This is a genomic window from Trichothermofontia sp. (assembly GCF_053493415.1).
Window position 1 is genome coordinate 1 of the sequence record NZ_JBRCAD010000180.1, and the last position, 17,183, is coordinate 17,183.

At 54.7% G+C, this 17,183-nt stretch carries 15 protein-coding genes and 1 tRNA gene; 11 read left to right on the plus strand and 5 right to left on the minus strand.

Annotated features, from left to right (window positions below; translation table 11 throughout):
- The 6 genes from minC to ACWIUF_RS15710 all read left to right on the plus strand — a co-directional run.
- Positions 1-874: septum site-determining protein MinC (gene minC / locus ACWIUF_RS15685; protein ID WP_448573457.1), on the plus strand; the 874-nt coding region annotated here is incomplete at its 5' end.
- A 154-nt stretch (positions 875-1,028) separates the two neighbouring features.
- Complete coding sequence (gene minD, locus ACWIUF_RS15690; protein WP_448573458.1) at positions 1,029-1,832, plus strand: septum site-determining protein MinD; 804 nt, start codon at positions 1,029-1,031, stop codon at positions 1,830-1,832.
- A gap of 258 nt (positions 1,833-2,090) precedes the next feature.
- A complete protein-coding gene (gene minE, locus ACWIUF_RS15695; protein WP_448573459.1) occupies positions 2,091-2,807 on the plus strand; it encodes a cell division topological specificity factor MinE in 717 nt (238 codons plus the stop codon).
- 591 nt (positions 2,808-3,398) lie between these two features.
- A complete protein-coding gene (locus ACWIUF_RS15700; protein ID WP_448573460.1) occupies positions 3,399-4,223 on the plus strand; it encodes a DUF928 domain-containing protein in 825 nt (274 codons plus the stop codon).
- Complete coding sequence (locus ACWIUF_RS15705) at positions 4,162-6,213, plus strand: CHASE2 domain-containing protein (RefSeq protein ID WP_448573461.1); 2,052 nt, start codon at positions 4,162-4,164, stop codon at positions 6,211-6,213. Before ACWIUF_RS15700 ends, ACWIUF_RS15705 begins: the two co-directional genes overlap by 62 nt.
- Before the next feature lie 235 nt (positions 6,214-6,448).
- Positions 6,449-6,877, plus strand: a complete 429-nt coding sequence (locus tag ACWIUF_RS15710; protein ID WP_448573463.1) for a hypothetical protein — start codon at positions 6,449-6,451, stop codon at positions 6,875-6,877.
- 32 nt (positions 6,878-6,909) lie between these two features.
- On the opposite strand, the gene ACWIUF_RS15715 is transcribed toward ACWIUF_RS15710, so the two are convergent.
- Together ACWIUF_RS15715 and fabG are read right to left on the minus strand one after the other, a co-directional pair.
- Positions 6,910-7,434 carry a DUF3172 domain-containing protein gene (locus tag ACWIUF_RS15715; RefSeq protein WP_448573465.1) on the minus strand — a complete coding sequence of 175 codons (525 nt, stop codon included), beginning with the start codon at positions 7,432-7,434 and terminating at the stop codon, positions 6,910-6,912.
- Between the two features lie 168 nt (positions 7,435-7,602).
- Entirely contained in the window at positions 7,603-8,367 is a 765-nt protein-coding gene (gene fabG, locus ACWIUF_RS15720) for a 3-oxoacyl-[acyl-carrier-protein] reductase (RefSeq protein WP_448573466.1), read from the minus strand.
- Between the two features lie 335 nt (positions 8,368-8,702).
- Here fabG and trxA point away from each other — a divergent pair, with 335 nt between their 5' ends.
- From trxA to ACWIUF_RS15735, 3 genes are all read left to right on the plus strand, one after another.
- Entirely contained in the window at positions 8,703-9,020 is a 318-nt protein-coding gene (trxA, locus tag ACWIUF_RS15725) for a thioredoxin (protein WP_448573467.1), read from the plus strand.
- Positions 9,021-9,683: 663 nt separating this feature from the next.
- Positions 9,684-10,205, plus strand: coding sequence for a LabA-like NYN domain-containing protein (locus tag ACWIUF_RS15730; RefSeq protein ID WP_448573469.1), 522 nt, complete (start codon positions 9,684-9,686; stop codon positions 10,203-10,205).
- Between the two features lie 121 nt (positions 10,206-10,326).
- Positions 10,327-12,591: a recombinase family protein gene (locus tag ACWIUF_RS15735; protein ID WP_448573470.1), complete on the plus strand. Its 2,265-nt coding sequence runs from the start codon at positions 10,327-10,329 to the stop codon at positions 12,589-12,591.
- A 198-nt stretch (positions 12,592-12,789) separates the two neighbouring features.
- Here ACWIUF_RS15735 and ACWIUF_RS15740 read toward each other — a convergent pair.
- Positions 12,790-12,863 (minus strand) — tRNA-Met (locus tag ACWIUF_RS15740).
- Positions 12,864-13,160: 297 nt separating this feature from the next.
- Between ACWIUF_RS15740 and ACWIUF_RS15745 the strand changes: the two genes are divergently transcribed.
- Positions 13,161-13,673 carry a methyltransferase family protein gene (locus ACWIUF_RS15745; RefSeq protein WP_448573471.1) on the plus strand — a complete coding sequence of 171 codons (513 nt, stop codon included), beginning with the start codon at positions 13,161-13,163 and terminating at the stop codon, positions 13,671-13,673.
- A gap of 88 nt (positions 13,674-13,761) precedes the next feature.
- Here the strand turns inward: ACWIUF_RS15745 and ACWIUF_RS15750 are convergent, their stop codons facing one another.
- Positions 13,762-14,337, minus strand: a complete 576-nt coding sequence (locus tag ACWIUF_RS15750; RefSeq protein WP_448573472.1) for an HD domain-containing protein — start codon at positions 14,335-14,337, stop codon at positions 13,762-13,764.
- A gap of 6 nt (positions 14,338-14,343) precedes the next feature.
- Positions 14,344-15,723 (minus strand): TIGR03985 family CRISPR-associated protein, encoded by a 1,380-nt coding sequence (locus ACWIUF_RS15755; protein WP_448573473.1) that lies wholly within the window; start codon positions 15,721-15,723, stop codon positions 14,344-14,346.
- A gap of 218 nt (positions 15,724-15,941) precedes the next feature.
- Between ACWIUF_RS15755 and ACWIUF_RS15760 the strand changes: the two genes are divergently transcribed.
- Positions 15,942-17,057, plus strand: coding sequence for a hypothetical protein (locus ACWIUF_RS15760; RefSeq protein WP_448573474.1), 1,116 nt, complete (start codon positions 15,942-15,944; stop codon positions 17,055-17,057).
- Positions 17,058-17,183 lie beyond the last annotated feature (126 nt).

The following is a 17,183-nucleotide window of genomic DNA, read 5'->3' on the forward strand; positions in this document are numbered from 1 at the left end:
TCCCAGCCCCCCCCCGGTCGCCACGCCAGACACAGAGGCAAAGGAGCCAGAAGCGACCGTTCTCCCGTCCCAGGTGCATATTGAGGCCGTCGGGGATCACCTGCGGTTGATCTTTCCGCCGGACGGTGGCCTGAGCGGCCAACCCGATAGCCTACCCCTGAGTTGGCCAGAGCTATGGCAACAGTTCCAATTACGCTTGCAGGGCGGCGATCGCTTCTGGCAACCCCAGACCCCGGTGCATCTCGTCTCCCACAACCGACTGCTGGATGCTAGGCAACTGCAAGAGATTGCCGATGCCCTGGCCACCTATCAATTAACCCTGGTGCGGATCTCGACCAATCGACGGCAAACCGCTGTGGCTGCCGCAACCGCTGGCTACTCGGTCGATCAGATGGCCACGATCGCCCAGATGGGGAAGCCAGTGATCGGGCTGGGGCGAGGAACCGAAGCGGGGGCGTCCGAAGCGGGGACCAAGGCTAGCAGGGAAACCGGTGCCGACACCACCGGGGAAACAGCCATCGCCCTGGCAGACCCGCTGTATCTACAAACCACCATCCGATCGGGGGCCGAGATCCGCCATCCCGGCAGTGTGATCATTCTGGGGGATTTGAATCCTGGCAGTTCCGTGGTTGCCGATGGGGACATTCTGGTGTGGGGTAACCTGCGGGGAGTTGTCCATGCGGGGGCACGGGGCAACACCCAATGCCAAATCATGGCCCTGCGGATGGAGCCAACCCAAATCCGGATTGCCGATGTGGTTGCCAAGGCACCCACCAGAGCACCCACGGAATATTATCCGGAAGTTGCCTATATTGCGTCAGGGGGTATCCGTATTAGTAAGGTGGCGGATTACCTGAAGGGGCAGGGACGTTAGGGAACTGGGTTTAATCCGTTATACTGACCAAAACTGCGGGAATGAATAACCGTAGCGGCTTGGGAAGTGCTAGGAGGGTTGGCAACCCAATGCTGAATCACAGGCTCTCAAGGGAACTGCCATCGACTGTTTAGAACCGTGTCTTCATGGGCGTATGAGTCGCATTATTGTTATTACTTCCGGTAAAGGGGGGGTGGGTAAGACCACCTGTACTGCCAACTTGGGGATGGCCTTGGCCAAACAGGGGCGCAAGGTTGCGGTTGTGGACGCTGATTTTGGCCTGCGTAATCTTGATCTATTGCTAGGGCTGGAAAACCGGATTGTGTATACGGCAGTTGAGGTGTTGGCTGGCCAATGTCGCCTCGAACAAGCCCTGGTTAAGGATAAGCGCCAACCCGGTTTAGTGTTGCTGCCAGCGGCCCAAAACCGGACGAAGGATGCGGTGAATCCGGCCCAGATGCGGCAGTTAGTCGCCCTCTTGGCCCAAAACTATGACTATGTGCTGGTAGATAGCCCCGCCGGGATTGAGATGGGCTTTCGGAATGCGATCGCCGCTGCCCAAGAGGCCCTCGTCGTTACCACGCCAGAGATTTCGGCAGTACGGGATGCCGATCGGGTCGTGGGGTTATTGGAAGCACATGGCATCAAACGTACCCACCTGATCGTTAACCGACTCCGGCCCGCCATGATCCAGGCCAATGACATGATGTCGGTGGAGGATGTGCAGGAAATTCTGGCGATTCCTTTAATCGGCATTATTCCCGACGATGAACGGGTGATTGTGTCTACCAACCGGGGGGAACCCCTCGTCCTGTCGGATACCCCGTCCCTGGCCGGGGCTGCCTTTGATAATATCGTGCGGCGTCTGGAAGGCGAACGGATCGAATTTTTAGATCTCTCGGTCAATGATGGGTTATTCTCCCGTCTGCGACGCTTGCTCTCGACAAAATTGCTGTAATGGCAACTCTAGGTTAAGGTGAGGGCGAATTTGCTCTTCCTGTCCCTGGTTTTAACCCCGGATCTGGCCCGATTTGACCGTTTGCGATCGTTGACGACCGTTTGCGACGCGGATCTGGAAACTTTCGGCTCTCACCTTCTCAGCGCTTGGCTTCTGGTCAGCCGCATCCCCCATTTTAAGACTTAAAACCCATGTTCTTTTTGATCCCTTCCGCTCTGATGACTGGCTTGGCTGCCCCTGTTTATTCCTAAACGCGCCATGATTACTGAACTCCTGGAACGGCTTTTCCCGCGCTTTGGCCCTGACCACAGTCGTGATAATGTTAAGCGCCGTCTTAAGTTTGTGCTGGCCCACGATCGTGCCGATCTGACTCCCCAGGCGGTGGAAGAAATGCGCCAGGAGATTCTTAAGGTTGTTTCCCGCTACGTGGAATTGGATGAGGCCCACCTGGAATTCCAGTTGGAAAGCAGCCAGCGGGTCACTGCCCTGATTGCGAACCTCCCGATCCGACGGGTGCTCACGGAGGAAGAACAGGAAGAAGCCGCCGCGATCGCTGCCTTTACGGAAAAGATCACGCAAGCCCAGGACGATGCCCCCAGCACGCCCAGCACGGAGCCAGCGTTCGCCGCGATCGCAGCGGGTGAGCCAGAGGCCGGGATCGGGACAGCGGCCCCTATCCCCCATCCAGACAGTCCCGCCGAACCGCCAGCCGCGCCTAACGAAGCCGAGGCTACGGCGACACCCGACACCGATGCGGAATTGGCCGTTCTAGAAAAAACCTTTGCGAACTCCGAAACGAATCCCGAGGCAAACTCCGAGACGAACTCCGACGTCGAACCAGCGGTCACGACGGCTGCGACTGATGGGGCGATCATCACGGCTGAAACCGTAACGGCGCCGGCGGAGCCGGAAGGTGTGCCCCAATCGCTAGAAGGGACACCCCCCCCTGAACAGGCAGAAGAAGCCAGAGGGTAAGTGGGAGGTCTCCCCCGATTCATTTCGTAGGAATGACTTTCGATAGAAAAGCTTCGGAACCACGATCGCCATCCAGCCTGTTCTCTCCCCCGCTGAAACCCCATTTAAGTTAGTTAACCTTCGATCTAACTAACCAGGAGGCCATAGTCTTTCCTTGCCTAGCTTTGGCTAAAGGTTTTGGTGGTGATTCAACTCATCCTTGCATCAATGGCCAGCCCCCAATCGCCCAACTGCTAAACTAGAAGTAGAACTGGCAGGTGTTAGCAGCTTCTCCCAACCCCGTTGCTGCTGTTGTTGGAGTCTACCTCCCCTCTCAAGAAACACTTCAAATTGGCCAGCATCAGGTGCAGATACGCTATAAATCGGCCTGTAAACCGGTCTGGTGAGTCCGATGAACTGCCAATGTCTGGATGCTACACGGCAGTGCCCCCCCACCGGATGTATTGCTGTGATGCCGGATCCGAGTCTGCGCCCAGGGAGCGTCAGCCTGGAACAGATCCGTCCCTTGAATACCCCGCCCTCTCGCTGGATAACAACGACTGTTGATAGCCGTTGATCGCCATTGATAGCCATCCCTGTTTATGGACGTTTATGAACACGCTTCCTGGGTTACGATCGACCTTATCCCTGGTACTTAGCCTAACCGTCGGGTTAAGTCTCCCCCTCGCGCCCGCCCAGGCCCAGCCGCTGGGGGCCGCCCCTAACCCCATCCAACTCAGTGCCCGATTCCAGACGCGGAGCAGTCCCAGGCAAACGGCGGGGGGCGCTAATCGTAGCATGATCGCAACCAGTGCTGCCCCTTGTTCGGTTCATCCCGACCAAGCTGGGGCCACGGCTCTGCCCCCGGAGGGGCTGTTGATGTTGTTGGTGCCGCTGCCCTTGCCCGGTGCGCCCAAGGTGCCGGAGGTGACGATTGCCGAGCGACCAACGCTTTTGTTGCATGTCCCCGATCGGGGGGGCTATACCGTTGATATCAGCGTTGCCCTAGATATCACGACCCTCTACGCGGGAACCGTCACACTACCCCCCGCTGCGGGGATTGTCCAGTTGCCCTTGCCCGCCTCCCTACCGGCCCTGACGATCGCCAGACCCTATGAGGTAGTCTTAACCATTTTTTGTGACCAGCGAGACCTGAAACAGGTGCGTACCCTGACTTACCCCATCACCCGCGTGGCTGTCCCAGAAACGGTGCATCCCCAGGCAACAGGCGATCCCTTGCAATTTGTGAGTGACTTAGCCAAGGCGGGCATCTGGTTTGATGCGGTATCGTCCCTCGCGGCCTTGCGGCAGAGCCAACCGACCAGCCCCGTCATTGAGGCCGAGTGGCGCGAACTGTTGCAATCGGTGGCCCTGGATGGCCTCGCCGATCAACCCCTGCTCGCCTGCTGCCAATTACCGGAGCAATCTCCACGCTAATGCGGCCATGTGGCAGACGTTCTACGCCAACCTACGCGCCAGAGTGCAGGCCCACTTAAGCGCCCAGCTCACCTTCTGGCAAGGATTGGGGCTGGTTGTGCCTGCGATCACCGGGGGCATTCTTGTGTTACGGGGCCTGGGGCTGTTACAAATGTTGGAATGGGCGGCCCTCGACCAACTGTTTCGTCTGCGCCCCCGCGATGCGATCGATCCCCGGATTGCGATCGTGATGATTGATGAGGCCACGATCCGGCGGGAGGGTTGGCCCATCTCAGACGCCACCCTGGCAACGGTATTAGACCGCATCCGGCAGCAACAGCCCCGGGTGATCGGCTTGGATCTCTACCGCGACCTGCCCGTGGAACCGGGCCATCGGCAGTTGGCGGCCATCCTGCGCTCAACCCCCAACCTGATTGGGGTGGCCAAGGTGGTCAGCGATACGGAAGGCCCCGCCGTCAATGCCCCCCCGATCTTAAAAGCCCAACAACAGGTAGCGGCGGCTGATGTTGTGGTTGATGCCGATGGCAAGGTTCGTCGGGGGCTATTGGCTCTCACCAGCCCCGCTGGCGAATGGGTCGAGGGCTTGGCAACTGCCCTAGTTCTGCGTTATCTCGCGGTCGAAGGGGTTGAACTGACGGTGCTTGATCCCGATCGGGAGCACTATCAACTGGGGCAGGCCAAGCTCAGGCCCTTCCGGGCCAATGACGGGGGCTATGTGCGGGCCGATGATGGCGGCTACCAGCTTTTGATCAATTTTCGCGGCGGGATCGATCGCTTTGTGCGGGTTTCCATGACGGCGATCCTCATGAATCAAGTTCCCCCCCACTGGGCACACGATCGGGTCGTTCTCATTGGGACCACCGCTGACAGTGTGAAGGATTTCTTCCTCACTCCCTACAGCAGTACCCTATCCCAGTTTCCTGAGCCGATGCCGGGGGTTGTCCTCCACGCCAATATTGCGAGTCAACTGCTGAGTGCGGCCCTAGCGGGACGCCCCCTACTGCGCGTCTGGCCCCCTGGGGCGGAATGGGGGTGGATCACCGCCTGGGCGAGTATCGGGGCTATCTTGGGTTGGCAACTGCGATCGCAAAAACTTGCCCAACCCTTCCCCAGTGGCTATACCCTCCTCCTGGGGTTAGCGATCGGCACCTTGACGTTGGCCGGAACGGCCTATGTGGCTTTTTTATGGGGTTGGTGGATTCCCACCGTGCCGCCACTCCTCGCCTTGGGGGGGGCTACCGTTGTGATGACGGGTTATGTGGCCCGTTTGGAACGGGCCGATCGCCAAACCATGATGCAGTTATTCGGTCGCCACGTCACCCCCAAGATTGCCGAGGTGATCTGGCTCTCGCGTTATCAACTCTTACACAACGGTCAATTAGTGGGGCATAAGCTCACCGCCACGGTGTTGTTTTCGGATCTACGGGGCTTTAGCACCCTGGCGGAACACATGGACCCGGCAGCCTTAATGGTGTGGCTGAATGAATATATGCAGGCAATGGCTCAAATTGTGCTGGACCACGATGGCGTTGTCGATAAGTTTATTGGCGATTCTGTTATGGCCGTCTTTGGCGTCCCGATTCGACGCACCAGTTCAGCGGCGATCGCGGCGGATGCTAAACAAGCCGTCACTTGTGCCGTGGCAATGGCGGAACGGTTGCGATCGCTCAACCAGGCCTGGCAGCGATCGGGGCGACCTACGGTTTCTATGCGCATTGGGATCGCCACTGGCCCCGTGGTGACGGGCAGTCTCGGCAGTGCCCAACGGCTGGACTACACCACCCTCGGCGATACCGTCAACATCGCTGCCCGCCTTGAAGCTTACGATAAGACCTTTGGCGTTGGCCTGTGCCGCATTTTGATTAGCGAAACCACCTATCAATACATCCAGGGACACTTTGCCACCACCTGTATTGGCAAAGTGCAACTCCGGGGCCGGGAGCAACCCTTGCAGGTGTATCAGGTCTTGCTTGAACCACTATCGGATTAATACCGTCAAGAGGTAGCCGCATTCACGTGCATGTGCCCCCGCCTGGACAATTGCCCTGACCCCGCCAGCGCTACAGACACCGCTGGCGGTTTGGGGAAGGTCTTGCCCTCGCCAGTTTTAAGTCAGGTAAATAGTATTTGGCTTTGCACGGGCCTCCCCCTAGAATAAGGAAAGTTGCCCCACGCGCAACGTGTCGGCACTTGTCCTGCTCTCACATCAACAGGCCATTTCCATCATGTTAAAAACTCTCCCCGTCACCCTAGCGACGATCGTCGCTGCGGGCACGATCGCGGTTCCAGCCCTTGTCCGCGCCCAAGACTATTCCAACTATGTCTACTCACGGCCAACGGTGAACAGCGGCGATCGCATTCACCTACAAATTGTGAACTACTCCCATAAAAAAGTGGACTTTGAGGTGCCGCCCTTCATCGGTCCCACCACCCTCCAACCGGGGGCGCAACGAACCGTTCACCTGCGCCTAGGGAGCAACCAGCACGGGTTGTCCTTGCTGTATTGGAACCCGGACAATTTCCCCGTGCGGGCAAATCTCCAACAAGCGGCTGGCTCCAAACACTATCGCGTTACCCTGACCTCGACGGGGTTTCTACAGGATAGTCGGGCACTGTACGACACCGAGTTCAGCAACTTTCTGCGCATCTTTTAAGATCCCAGCCTGACGGGCTGGGAAGATCCTGGTTAGAACCGATTGGTCTCCCGTGGGGGTGGGCCAATCCCCCCACTCCCCGGCTGGTTGAGGAACAGGTTCTCAGCCGCCTTGTTCTGGTACACGCAGTCAATCTGGGGTGATCGCTCTAGTTCACCCACAAACCCAAAGGTATTCATCCGTTGGCGGCAATTCCGGGACTCCTCCGCCGTAATCAAATTGCGCTGCTCCAGAATACTCCAGTTCGCACTCCGCAGCACACACCCCGGTTGCAGCTTGGGTTGGGTGACATAGGCATTGAAGGGGTTGAGGGTGATAAACATCCGCACATCCATTGCCATTGCACTCGCCCCAAATTGGGCACACAGTTCCGGATTCGGCGCACTCTGGTCAATAAATTCCCTAGAGGCGACATTTTCCGGGCTGAAGGTAGCGGTGGAACTAAAGGCAATGCCGATCCCCACCCCTAGGACGAAAACGCCCCCCAGAATCGCCAGCGAGGTGTAGTTAAAGGGCAGGGCGTTGCCGGGAGTTGTTGATCTGCTGCGCCGTTTCATACTTGCCTCATTAAAATGTTCGCTAGCACCGTCCTGCGCCCAGTGCCTCGCCACACCCCCCAGTCACCCGATCGTCGCCCAGGGAGGCACTGCATGAGCGTATTCGGCTAGCGTTCTTTTCTAGTATGCCGAATCCGTGACCATCCTGACGGTTGGCTAGACTCACCCCTAGGCCATCACCATGCCCCCGTCAATATTGATCACCTGGCCCGTGATGTAGGCAGCGGCGGGATCAGCCGCCAGGAAACGTACTAACCCCGCGACCTCTTCCGGTTCGCCATAGCGCCCCAGGGGAATAAATGGCAGAATATCCTCCGCCTTGAGATCACGGGTCATGTCAGTGGCAATAAAACCTGGTGCGATCGCATTGACGGTAATCCCCCGGCTGGCCAGTTCCTTGGCCACCGATTTTGTAAAACCGATCACCCCCGCCTTGGCAGCACTGTAGTTGGCCTGTCCCGGATTGCCCATCCGCGCCACCACAGACGTAACATTGACAATGCGGCCTGATTTTTGTTTCAGCATGACCTTGCTAACGGCACGGGTACAGAGGAAAACCCCTGTCAGATTTAGGTCGATCACACTTTGCCAGTCCTCTGGTTTCATGCGTAGCAGCAGGGTATCGCGGGTAATTCCGGCATTGTTGACCAGGATGTCGATGCGGCCCCATTTCTCCATCACGGTTTTGACCAGGCTATCCACTGCCGCTACCTGGGAGACATCCGCCGGCAGCGCGATCGCCTCACTGCCCAAGTTGGCGATATCAGCCACCACCTGATCCGCTGCCCCACTAGCACTGGCGTAGTTCACCACCACCTTGGCGCCTGCCCCGGCCAACGCTAAGGCGATCGCCCGTCCAATCCCCCGTGACGCCCCCGTCACGATTGCCACCTGCCCCGCTAGCGGTTGTGATAATGGTTGTGACTCGGCCATACCGCTTGTTCCCTTCACAAAAACTGCTAAATTATCTTACGGTGATTTGGGTGCAGGGATGGTCCTACCCTAGGGGCAAAGGCTACCGCAGGGGGAGGCTTCCAATCCTTACGCAAGGGTCAGGGTAGGGACGCTGGGGGTGCAACCAGACTCGATTCTAGTTAGGATCAATCTGTAAGATCCCATTGGCTCGGCTGATACAGCACTTCCATACCTGGTGAGGTACAGATAAGGGATTTAAGCCCCTGGTTCGCAAGGCTTGACCGTACTTCATTAGAGCGGGAACGGCTGATAGATGTGCAATATGATGTGCAATATAAGGTAGGTTCAACCTCATGGCAACCAAGAAGGAATTCAGTAATTTTCAGGAAGTCCTGGACTCAACCGCAGGTCCACTGCTGATCGATTTTTATGCCCCCTGGTGTGGGCCTTGTCAACTTATGGCCCCCATTTTGGAGCGGGTGAGTAACCAGATGCGGCAAAGGCTGAAGATCGTCAAGATCAATACGGATACCTATCCACAATTAGCTAGCCAATATCAAGTTCATGCGCTACCAACCCTGGTTTTATTCAAACAAGGCCAAATGGTTAACCGTGTGGAAGGTGCCCTCACGGCTGAGCAATTACTCCAGTGGCTAGAACCGCAAGTATAGGTAGTGCCATCACTGTACATCTTGGGCTGGAGATATTGGGCTGGAGATATTAGGTAGCACCCATATCCAAGGCACAACATGGTTCAGCCAACTACCTGGCATTCACCAAGGTAAAAAAAGCTGTATTATCAGCTTTCCAATGCCTAGAATTGTGGATCGATCGTGAATCAATTAGTCTAGTTAAATTAGGATTTCTTGTTAGGAGAATCATGAGCACAATGGCCATTAAAATAATCAGCTATCTTAAGTGAAACCGGTATGGGGCGTAGGGATGAATTGCCGATCGGTGGTATAGTCCCCATCCCCAAAAATGGCTCACCCCCTCGGTAACAACGCTATCGCAAAAAAACAAGTGTGTTAGAGTAGTTTTGACGCAGGGATTTACAATCTCATCCCGTCAGTCATCGCCTGCGGGAGAGATGGGATAATCTGACTAGGGGATAACCTCGCTATTCAGAGATCGTCATCCGCTTAACCTTGCTAGTTTGCCAGTGGTGTCACCCTTGCGAAGGACGTACCGCCTGTTGTTTAATGCTCTAACTTATCCTAGTTATGGCTATCCGCAATAACCGGACTGCGATACCTAGACGACTGCCATTCTATTCTGTACCTTATTGTTCATACACCTTGCGCTCACAAAAATAAATCTATAGGTCTTTTTTTATGACTAACTCCCTCAGCCGTCTGTCGATTTTTGTAGATGGCAATAATATGTTCTATGCCCAACAAAAAAATGGCTGGTTTTTCGATCCCAAACGAGTTTTAATCTATTTCAAAAATGAGATCGTGGGCATAGAGTTGGTAAATGCTTTTTGGTATACCGGTATTAAAGATGCGCAGGATCAGCGTGGTTTTCGCGATGCCCTCATTAGTCTTGGTTATACGGTTCGCACGAAGATTCTCAAGGAGTATTATGACGATATTTCCGGGCGTCTTTCCCAAAAAGCGAATCTGGATATTGAGATTGTGATTGATATGTTCAATACGGTTGAACAGTACGATCGCGTGGTTTTGTTCAGCGGCGATGGGGATTTTGAACGGGCGATCGAACTCCTGCGATCGAAAAATACCCATATTACCGTTGTCTCCACCGAGGGCATGATTGCCAGGGAATTGCGCAATGCCACCGATCGCTATATTGATCTCAACGATATTCGCTCGGAGATTGAGAAGCTGGACTATTAGATGGGCACTTCGATAATCTGGGACGGGGGCCGTTTAACTGCCCCAAGCGACGAGATCACGTTGATTGAGCGCGCCGGATGGGTATTTTGCGCGGTGCCCAGATCAAAGGGGGGATAGCCTAGTGGACAACCAGGGGAGTGACGGGGTAGCTGTCCCCTTAGCTACCCAATGGCTTTGGCTAACGGGACCGGTACGCAGCGGCAAGACCCACCGATTATTAAACGAATTACGTCGTTGGGTCGAAGGGGAATGGCCGGATGACCTCCAACAACCGGTCTCCGCCGCAGGGAATTTTGAGCCTCGCCGGCAGGGGCGAAGGGCAGTGACGCTCCCCATCCTGGGTTCGGAGGCGGCGAAGCGCCAATATCGGGCGGGCAAATTACTGGTACTGGTTGCCAACAGTGACAATCGTTTCGATTTCAGCGATCGCTTAAACGAGATGACCGGGGGCCAGTATCCCATCCGGGTAACCACCCCTTTGGGGTTTTTCCAGACCGAGGTTTTGCTGTTTTGGCCCTTGCTCATCCAACACCTTTCCCTGCGGGCGCAGTTTCCCATTCGTCTGCGTCCGGAAAATGAACAGGAACTGGCCACCCGGCTATGGCAATCACGCCTCTTGTCTACAGCGGTTGTTCCTGCCAGTCCTAGTGAAGCCCGCCAGGTTCGCCGTTTGCTCGATCTGTTCCAACTAGCGGCCCTCAGTGGCACACCAGTGGCGGAAATTCCCGCGATCCTGAGCCGGGGGTTGAGGACGGGGGAGGAGGGTTTGGCGGTTTCCTGGCCGGAGGTGGGCGAGTTGCTCCAGCAGTGGCGCAGTTGGTGTTTAGCACGGGGGTTATTGAGCTATGGCCTGATCGCTGAACTGTATTGGCGTTACCTATTGCCCCAGCCCGCCTATCAACGTCACCTGCAACGCCGCTATCGGGTCGTGCTGGCGGATGATGTGGATGATTACCCGGCGATCGCGGCCCAGTTATTGCAAGTGTTGCGGCAGCAAGGGGCTGTGGGCGTCTTGACCTTTAACCCGGCGGGCGCAGTACGGTTAGGGTTAGGAGCCGATCCAGCGGCGTTTACGGCCTTGGCGCAACAGTGCCAAGTGGAAAGCGTATCGCCGCCAGTAGCTACGGGGTTGGGGCCGGATTGGGCTGCCCCGATCGTGGCAATGGTGGCCGATCCCCTAACGGGGGGCCAATTGCCCGACACCATCCAATCTCTACAAACCGTGGCCCGATCGCAACTCCTGCGCCAGACCGCAGCGATCATCATCCAGGCCGTGCAGGCGGGGGAGGTGGCCCCGCCGGAGATCGCCGTGATTGCCCCTGGGATGGATGCGATCGCCCGCTATACCCTGACGGAAATCCTAGGGAAACAGGGGATTGCGGTGGAGTCATTAAATGAACAGCGGCCCCTAGTAAGTTTGCCAATGATTCGGGCCTTATTAACCCTATTGGCCCTGGTCTATCCCGGTTTGGGACGCTGGGTCGATCGCGATAGTGTGGCTGAGATGCTGGTGGTTTTAGGGCGTCAGATCGATCCGGTGCGGGCGGGGCTGATCACCGATTATTGTTTTGAACCCCATCCAGAGACCCCGCGATTGTTACCCGTGAACGCGTTTCCGCGCTGGGATCGGCTGGGGTATGCGGCAACGGCAGCCTATGACACGATTTTAGGCTGGCTGGAAGAGCAACGAACGCAACAAATACAACGGGTACTGGCGAGTCCCATTGTCTTACTGGATCGAGCCATTCAAGCCTTTCTCTGGCAGGGCCGTCAGCAACCCTACGCCCAAGTGGCGGCGTTACGGGAACTGATGGAAACGGCTCAACACTATTGGGAAGTTGCCGCACGGCTCAAGGAGGAAGATCGATTACAAGCCGACCTAGCTTGGGGACCTGACTCCGCGACAACGTCAGTCCTGGCTAATTTTATCCAACTGCTACGCAGTGGTGCGGTGGCCGCTAACCCCTATCCAGTCCAGCAGGTAGGCGTGGCTCGATCGGCGGTGACGTTGGCGAATGTGTTCCAGTACCGATCGAGTCGGCGATCGCACCGCTGGCAGTTTTGGCTGGATGCGGGATCGCCACGCTGGCTGACTGGTTCGGATGCGCTCTATGCAGCCCCCCTCTTTTTGAGGACCTGGTCGGGGGATGTCTGGACAACGGCGGACCAATTAGCTGCCTATGAGCAACGCCTAGAGCGGATTTTATATGACTTGCTCAGCCGCACGACGGAGCGCCTATTCCTGTGTCACAGTGATCTGGCCGTGAATGGCCAAGAGCAGATGGGGCCCTTGTTAACGCTGGTCAATGCAGCCCTACCGGTCGATCGTCCCTCGGTTCCTGAGGATCATCCCGCGATGCCTGATGCGTTCTCCTCAAAACCGTGACGGCGCGAGGGCGGCAATGGCGTGACCGGGTCCTGAATCTGGCGGTCCTCAGTGCTAGCGGCTTCAGCCGGCTCTATTATGCTTGCCTAATGCTTGCCTGATTTTAGCCGTCCATCTATAGGCGATGGATCACCCACAAAAACCTGGAACCCTTAGAAAAATCCAGGATTTTAGGCGATTGTTTTGATGAGAGAGCTATGGCTCAGGCGTGATTTGAACACGCGACCTTGGGCTTATGAGTCCCCTGCTCTGACCAACTGAGCTACTGAGCCAACTGCGAGCCTATCCTATCATATCGTGTTGTGTCGCTGTTCGTACACAACTGTCTGAAATTTGCAGCCAATCTCATTTAGTAGTCTGTCAAGCTTGATTTAGGTAAACGCAGTGCAACCCAACCAGACCAGCGATACGCTAGGGGCGTTACCAAGCTATGGGGTTGGCGATCGCAGACGCGACGCCAACTGACGACTCCCCATTTTAGGGATGACAGTCCCCTCGCTGGATTCGATATATTATTAAATGACTACTCAGTAATTGAAGCGTGTCATCGCATCAGGTAGTAAAAGGTTATGAAACGACTCTCGGATATGGGCTTCTCTCGCGAAAACTGGCATCGCAACGAACGAGGCGAGTATTGGGTGATTGCCCAGATGCTGCTCTTGCTAGGGTTTGCTGTATTGCCCCCCCTGCGCATTGGTCCTGTGACGTTCAGCCCACCTTGGCTCTACCTGAGTTGGGGCGCTGCGGCCTTGAGTGCAGGGATATCGGGGGGATTGATGCTGGGGGGTGTGCTGGCCTTGGGGGAAAACCTGACGCCGTTGCCCTATCCCAAGGAGGAAGGGGTATTGGTGCGATCGGGTGTCTATGGGATTGTGCGGCATCCCCTCTACAGTAGTTTGATCTTCGCGGCCTTAGCTTGGGCGTTGTTCCAGATGAGTTGGGTACATGGCCTAGCGGTGATCGGATTTTTCCTGTTTTTCAATGCGAAGGCAACACGGGAGGAGGCTTGGTTAGCTGGCAAATATGCTGATTACTCGATCTATCAACAGCAGGTCAAGAAACTAATCCCCTGGATTTATTAGGAGTTCAAAAGTAGCCTTATAATCGCAACCTGTGGTTAGGATGCCAAGTCATGCGGCGGAGGGGGTCAGTCATACTGTCGAAAGGCTTTTAAAGGTCTATCAATTGATGTACGAGTTTTTCCAATTCAACTACATGGGGACCTGGCAGACGTTGGCGATAAAGGGTCAGTAATTCCTGGTAGAACCAAAGGGTTTGCTCGCGTCCGCCTTTGAAGGCTTGCCAGATTTGTGCCCCTTGCAGGGTGAGATCGGTAACCAGCGATCGCGCATTATCCAACTTATCCGCCAGTGAGACCCGCAGGACAGACAGGGGGGCTTGACGTAATTGGTCGAGATAGCGTTGTTTCCGTTCTAACCACGGCGGTTTGGGCTGGGTATAGACTTCACTACAGCCGTCCACGATCGCCACAACCCGATCGCCAAAACAGTGTTGAATTTCGGCTCGGATCACTTCTCCTCCCTGATCTTCGAGGGCATCATGGAGTAAGGCGGCGATCGCTTCGTCTTCATCCCCCCCTGCCGTTAAAACCAGCGAACAGACACTCAGTAAATGGGCAATATAGGGCGTACCACTAATTTTGCGGACTTGCTGTTGGTGGAGATAGAAGGCGTAGGTGAGGGCAGCCGCAAAACGTTCACCTAGCTGGGCGGTTGGTAAGGTCATATTAAGCTAGTTTCCAGATTGATAGTTTCCAGATTGATAGAGTTGATATTCGGCTTGGGCTTCTTGGGCAAAGGCTTGACGCAACGACCAGGGTAATAGGATTTCGCCGCGTGGTCGCCATGCCCGCAGGCGTTGTTTGATGTTGGTGTCACCATCGCGGTAGGTGGCTTGATAGTAGGCATCGGTTTCTGATCGCGATCGCAGAATAGCTAGCAGTTGCTGTTGTTCGGGTGGGGAGGTATTTTGTCTGATTAAGCGTTGGGCTTGTTGGTAGGAAATCTGGCGAAAGGTGTCATGGCGAAAGGTGTCGCGGATATAGCGATCGTGAAAGTTACGTTCAAAACGCAGTAAAAGAGTTTTTTCAGGTAGATAAAAGTCAAATCCCCAGGCACTTTCAATCTCGTTGGCAATATCATCCGGTGTGGGTAAAGGCTTTTGTTGGTAATGCTGAGTTAAGCACGCTGGCAGTGTTGGATCTTGCCAGGTTAAAGGTTGTAAGGCTTGAATACGATCGAGGCGATAATTATAATACGATTGTCCGGTTACGATGGGGGTTTCGCCCAAGGCACAAAGATAGGCAGCCCGTTGCGCATAGTAAATACAAATAGGATAGATACGATAGGTACCTTTTGAATTAGTGCGGGCACTGTAATAAGTAATGGCAATGGGTGGGATTGGCTTCTGTGCCCAGATTTGCCGGAGTTGCTCTTGCCAATCTTCGACACGATCGAGAATTTCTTTAGGAACAATGTAATCAACGTGCAGGAAAAAGCGTTGATACCCTCCGATCACCTGGGAAAGGGATGCCAGACTTGCGAGATCAGGGTTGAGGAAATTCAGGACATCACTCTCAAATCGCGCATCGAGGCAGTTAAGGGCGCTACGGGTGGGATAGGGGAGAAAAGAGTTGACTTTAATGTAGTAGGGAGGCTGGCGATCGAGCCATTGTAGTTCGACGAGGGCTTGGAAATCTGCCTGAAGCGAGCGACGGGTACGGGCAAACAGGCGATTGCTGAGGCAGGCGTCTAACTCAGCATCTCTTAGCCGTGTATGCTGCTGGAGTGCCTGTCGCCACTGTTGCACATTAAAGGAAGGGTCCGCTCCCTGGCCTAACCACTGCTCGGTAGAGGTTGCACAGGCACAGCCGGGGTCGTGTTCTCCAGGGATCTCCTCACCAGTGGGATGGGAGTCGCCAAAGAAGGCCGATCGCCACTCGGCATAGGTAAAGCGATCGGACAGATCAAGACGCTCATCTTGTGGACCATAGAGTTTGTGTAGCAATACCCACAAGCGAATGGCTCGTAGCAGGTTTTGCTTGAGGGAGCCACGGGCAAGCCACTGGAGAAGTTCGAGGGAGGGGCGATCGGTAAACACGGTCTCAGTCATCGGGCGCAGCTAGGGTCAACGTCAATTATCAATGACATCTGGAAGAGGGTACTTCCATGCGTCTGCTAGAGTAGCATCATTGCCTGAGCCGTTCTATTGTGCAAACTTGTGTAAAAGCTATGCCCTCATCCTTGTAATATTCGTTACTCTGAAGAGGATCTAGCTGAAACTCTCAATATTGCTTGTCTGACAAATAACTAACCTGGTTAAAAAGACAGATGCTAACGAAGATCGATATTGGTATTATTTGGTGTCTAGCCTGGGGAAGTGAACATGAACCTCAACTGCCACTCGATAGCCTTCAGCAGATACGACAAACTCTGAAGTCAGGTAAAGTGGACGAGCTACCTATAGAGGTCAAGTCACTTGTTGACCAAGTACAGCAATGTCAACAAATAAGCTTCCCTCAACGATTGACAGACCTAAAGCAGACTGCTCCTGAGCTTTGGCAACAGACAACTCCTATTGGTTTGGTCTATGGAGGGGCAACGAAAATTAAGCAATATGTTTTTGAATCGGCTAAATTACCAGACATTCGGGGAGCTTCTGCTCTTCTGGATCGAATCAATCTGTTTGATCTTCCTGCGTTCTGCAATCATCAGTCTGAAAGTATCAATCAGTGGCTAGATGAACATTTCCAGGGACTGAGATCTGCACTAATTCCAGAACTGATTATTTATTCGACGGGTGGTAATATCCTAGCTTTTTGTCCCGCAGCTTATGTGGATATCCTTGCTGATGCGATTGAGAGACGCTATACTGACGAAACCTTGACAGCTAATTCTTGTGCAGTGGGGTCAACTTTTCGACTTTTGGAGCTTCGCCTAGGTTTGCTAGGTGATACCATTGAGACTACTCCCTGGTTAGATTGGTTGCAGCAATCAGACACACAAGATAACCCAGTTGTTCAAGCCTATTTTAATCACTGCCAAGAAGAGGATTTTCGTAACCGAAAGAACTTTAATGAGTTAGTCACTAAGCTGGCGATTTTATTTAATCAGCGTCGTAGTGGGAATGATACTCCTAATCGCCTGAGTCGGCGCTATCCACCAATGTTTGAAACCCATCCCTATCTCCGGCGAGATCTTAACGATCGTCGTTCAGCAATGACACAAGTTCAGGAGCTAGGCGATCGCCCGTGGTTATCCGAATCCCTAGCCCGTAAGCGACTGATGGGCCAATTAACGAAACGGGAATTTCCCCAACTACCAGAGTGGTTTAGACACCTTCAGCTTGATTGGCAACCCCTAGAGGAGGGGGGCTCTAGTTGGATCGCTGATTTTGAACAATTTCTAAATTTAGATTGTAATACCCATCTCAAGCAGAAGTGTTGAATCCAGATATAAAACTTTACACTTGAGGGTGCGAGAGTCATACAAGCGTTTCTGGAAGCAAATCGTAGCTCCAATGGACGAGCGAACAGCGACGGCTGAGTTCTAGTTGCAAATAGCGAAACTTGT

What these genes read in the sequence shown, in the direction of transcription:
- minD (WP_448573458.1), top strand. Translation starts at nt 1,029, where the DNA reads ATGAGTCGCATTATTGTTATTACTTCCGGTAAAGGGGGGGTGGGTAAG.
- minE (WP_448573459.1), top strand. Translation starts at nt 2,091, where the DNA reads ATGATTACTGAACTCCTGGAACGGCTTTTCCCGCGCTTTGGCCCTGAC.
- ACWIUF_RS15700 (WP_448573460.1), top strand. Translation starts at nt 3,399, where the DNA reads ATGAACACGCTTCCTGGGTTACGATCGACCTTATCCCTGGTACTTAGC.
- ACWIUF_RS15705 (WP_448573461.1), top strand. Translation starts at nt 4,162, where the DNA reads ATGGCCTCGCCGATCAACCCCTGCTCGCCTGCTGCCAATTACCGGAGC.
- ACWIUF_RS15710 (WP_448573463.1), top strand. Translation starts at nt 6,449, where the DNA reads ATGTTAAAAACTCTCCCCGTCACCCTAGCGACGATCGTCGCTGCGGGC.
- ACWIUF_RS15715 (WP_448573465.1), bottom strand. Translation starts at nt 7,434, where the DNA reads ATGAAACGGCGCAGCAGATCAACAACTCCCGGCAACGCCCTGCCCTTT.
- fabG (WP_448573466.1), bottom strand. Translation starts at nt 8,367, where the DNA reads ATGGCCGAGTCACAACCATTATCACAACCGCTAGCGGGGCAGGTGGCA.
- trxA (WP_448573467.1), top strand. Translation starts at nt 8,703, where the DNA reads ATGGCAACCAAGAAGGAATTCAGTAATTTTCAGGAAGTCCTGGACTCA.
- ACWIUF_RS15730 (WP_448573469.1), top strand. Translation starts at nt 9,684, where the DNA reads ATGACTAACTCCCTCAGCCGTCTGTCGATTTTTGTAGATGGCAATAAT.
- ACWIUF_RS15745 (WP_448573471.1), top strand. Translation starts at nt 13,161, where the DNA reads ATGAAACGACTCTCGGATATGGGCTTCTCTCGCGAAAACTGGCATCGC.
- ACWIUF_RS15750 (WP_448573472.1), bottom strand. Translation starts at nt 14,337, where the DNA reads ATGACCTTACCAACCGCCCAGCTAGGTGAACGTTTTGCGGCTGCCCTC.
- ACWIUF_RS15755 (WP_448573473.1), bottom strand. Translation starts at nt 15,723, where the DNA reads ATGACTGAGACCGTGTTTACCGATCGCCCCTCCCTCGAACTTCTCCAG.
- ACWIUF_RS15760 (WP_448573474.1), top strand. Translation starts at nt 15,942, where the DNA reads ATGCTAACGAAGATCGATATTGGTATTATTTGGTGTCTAGCCTGGGGA.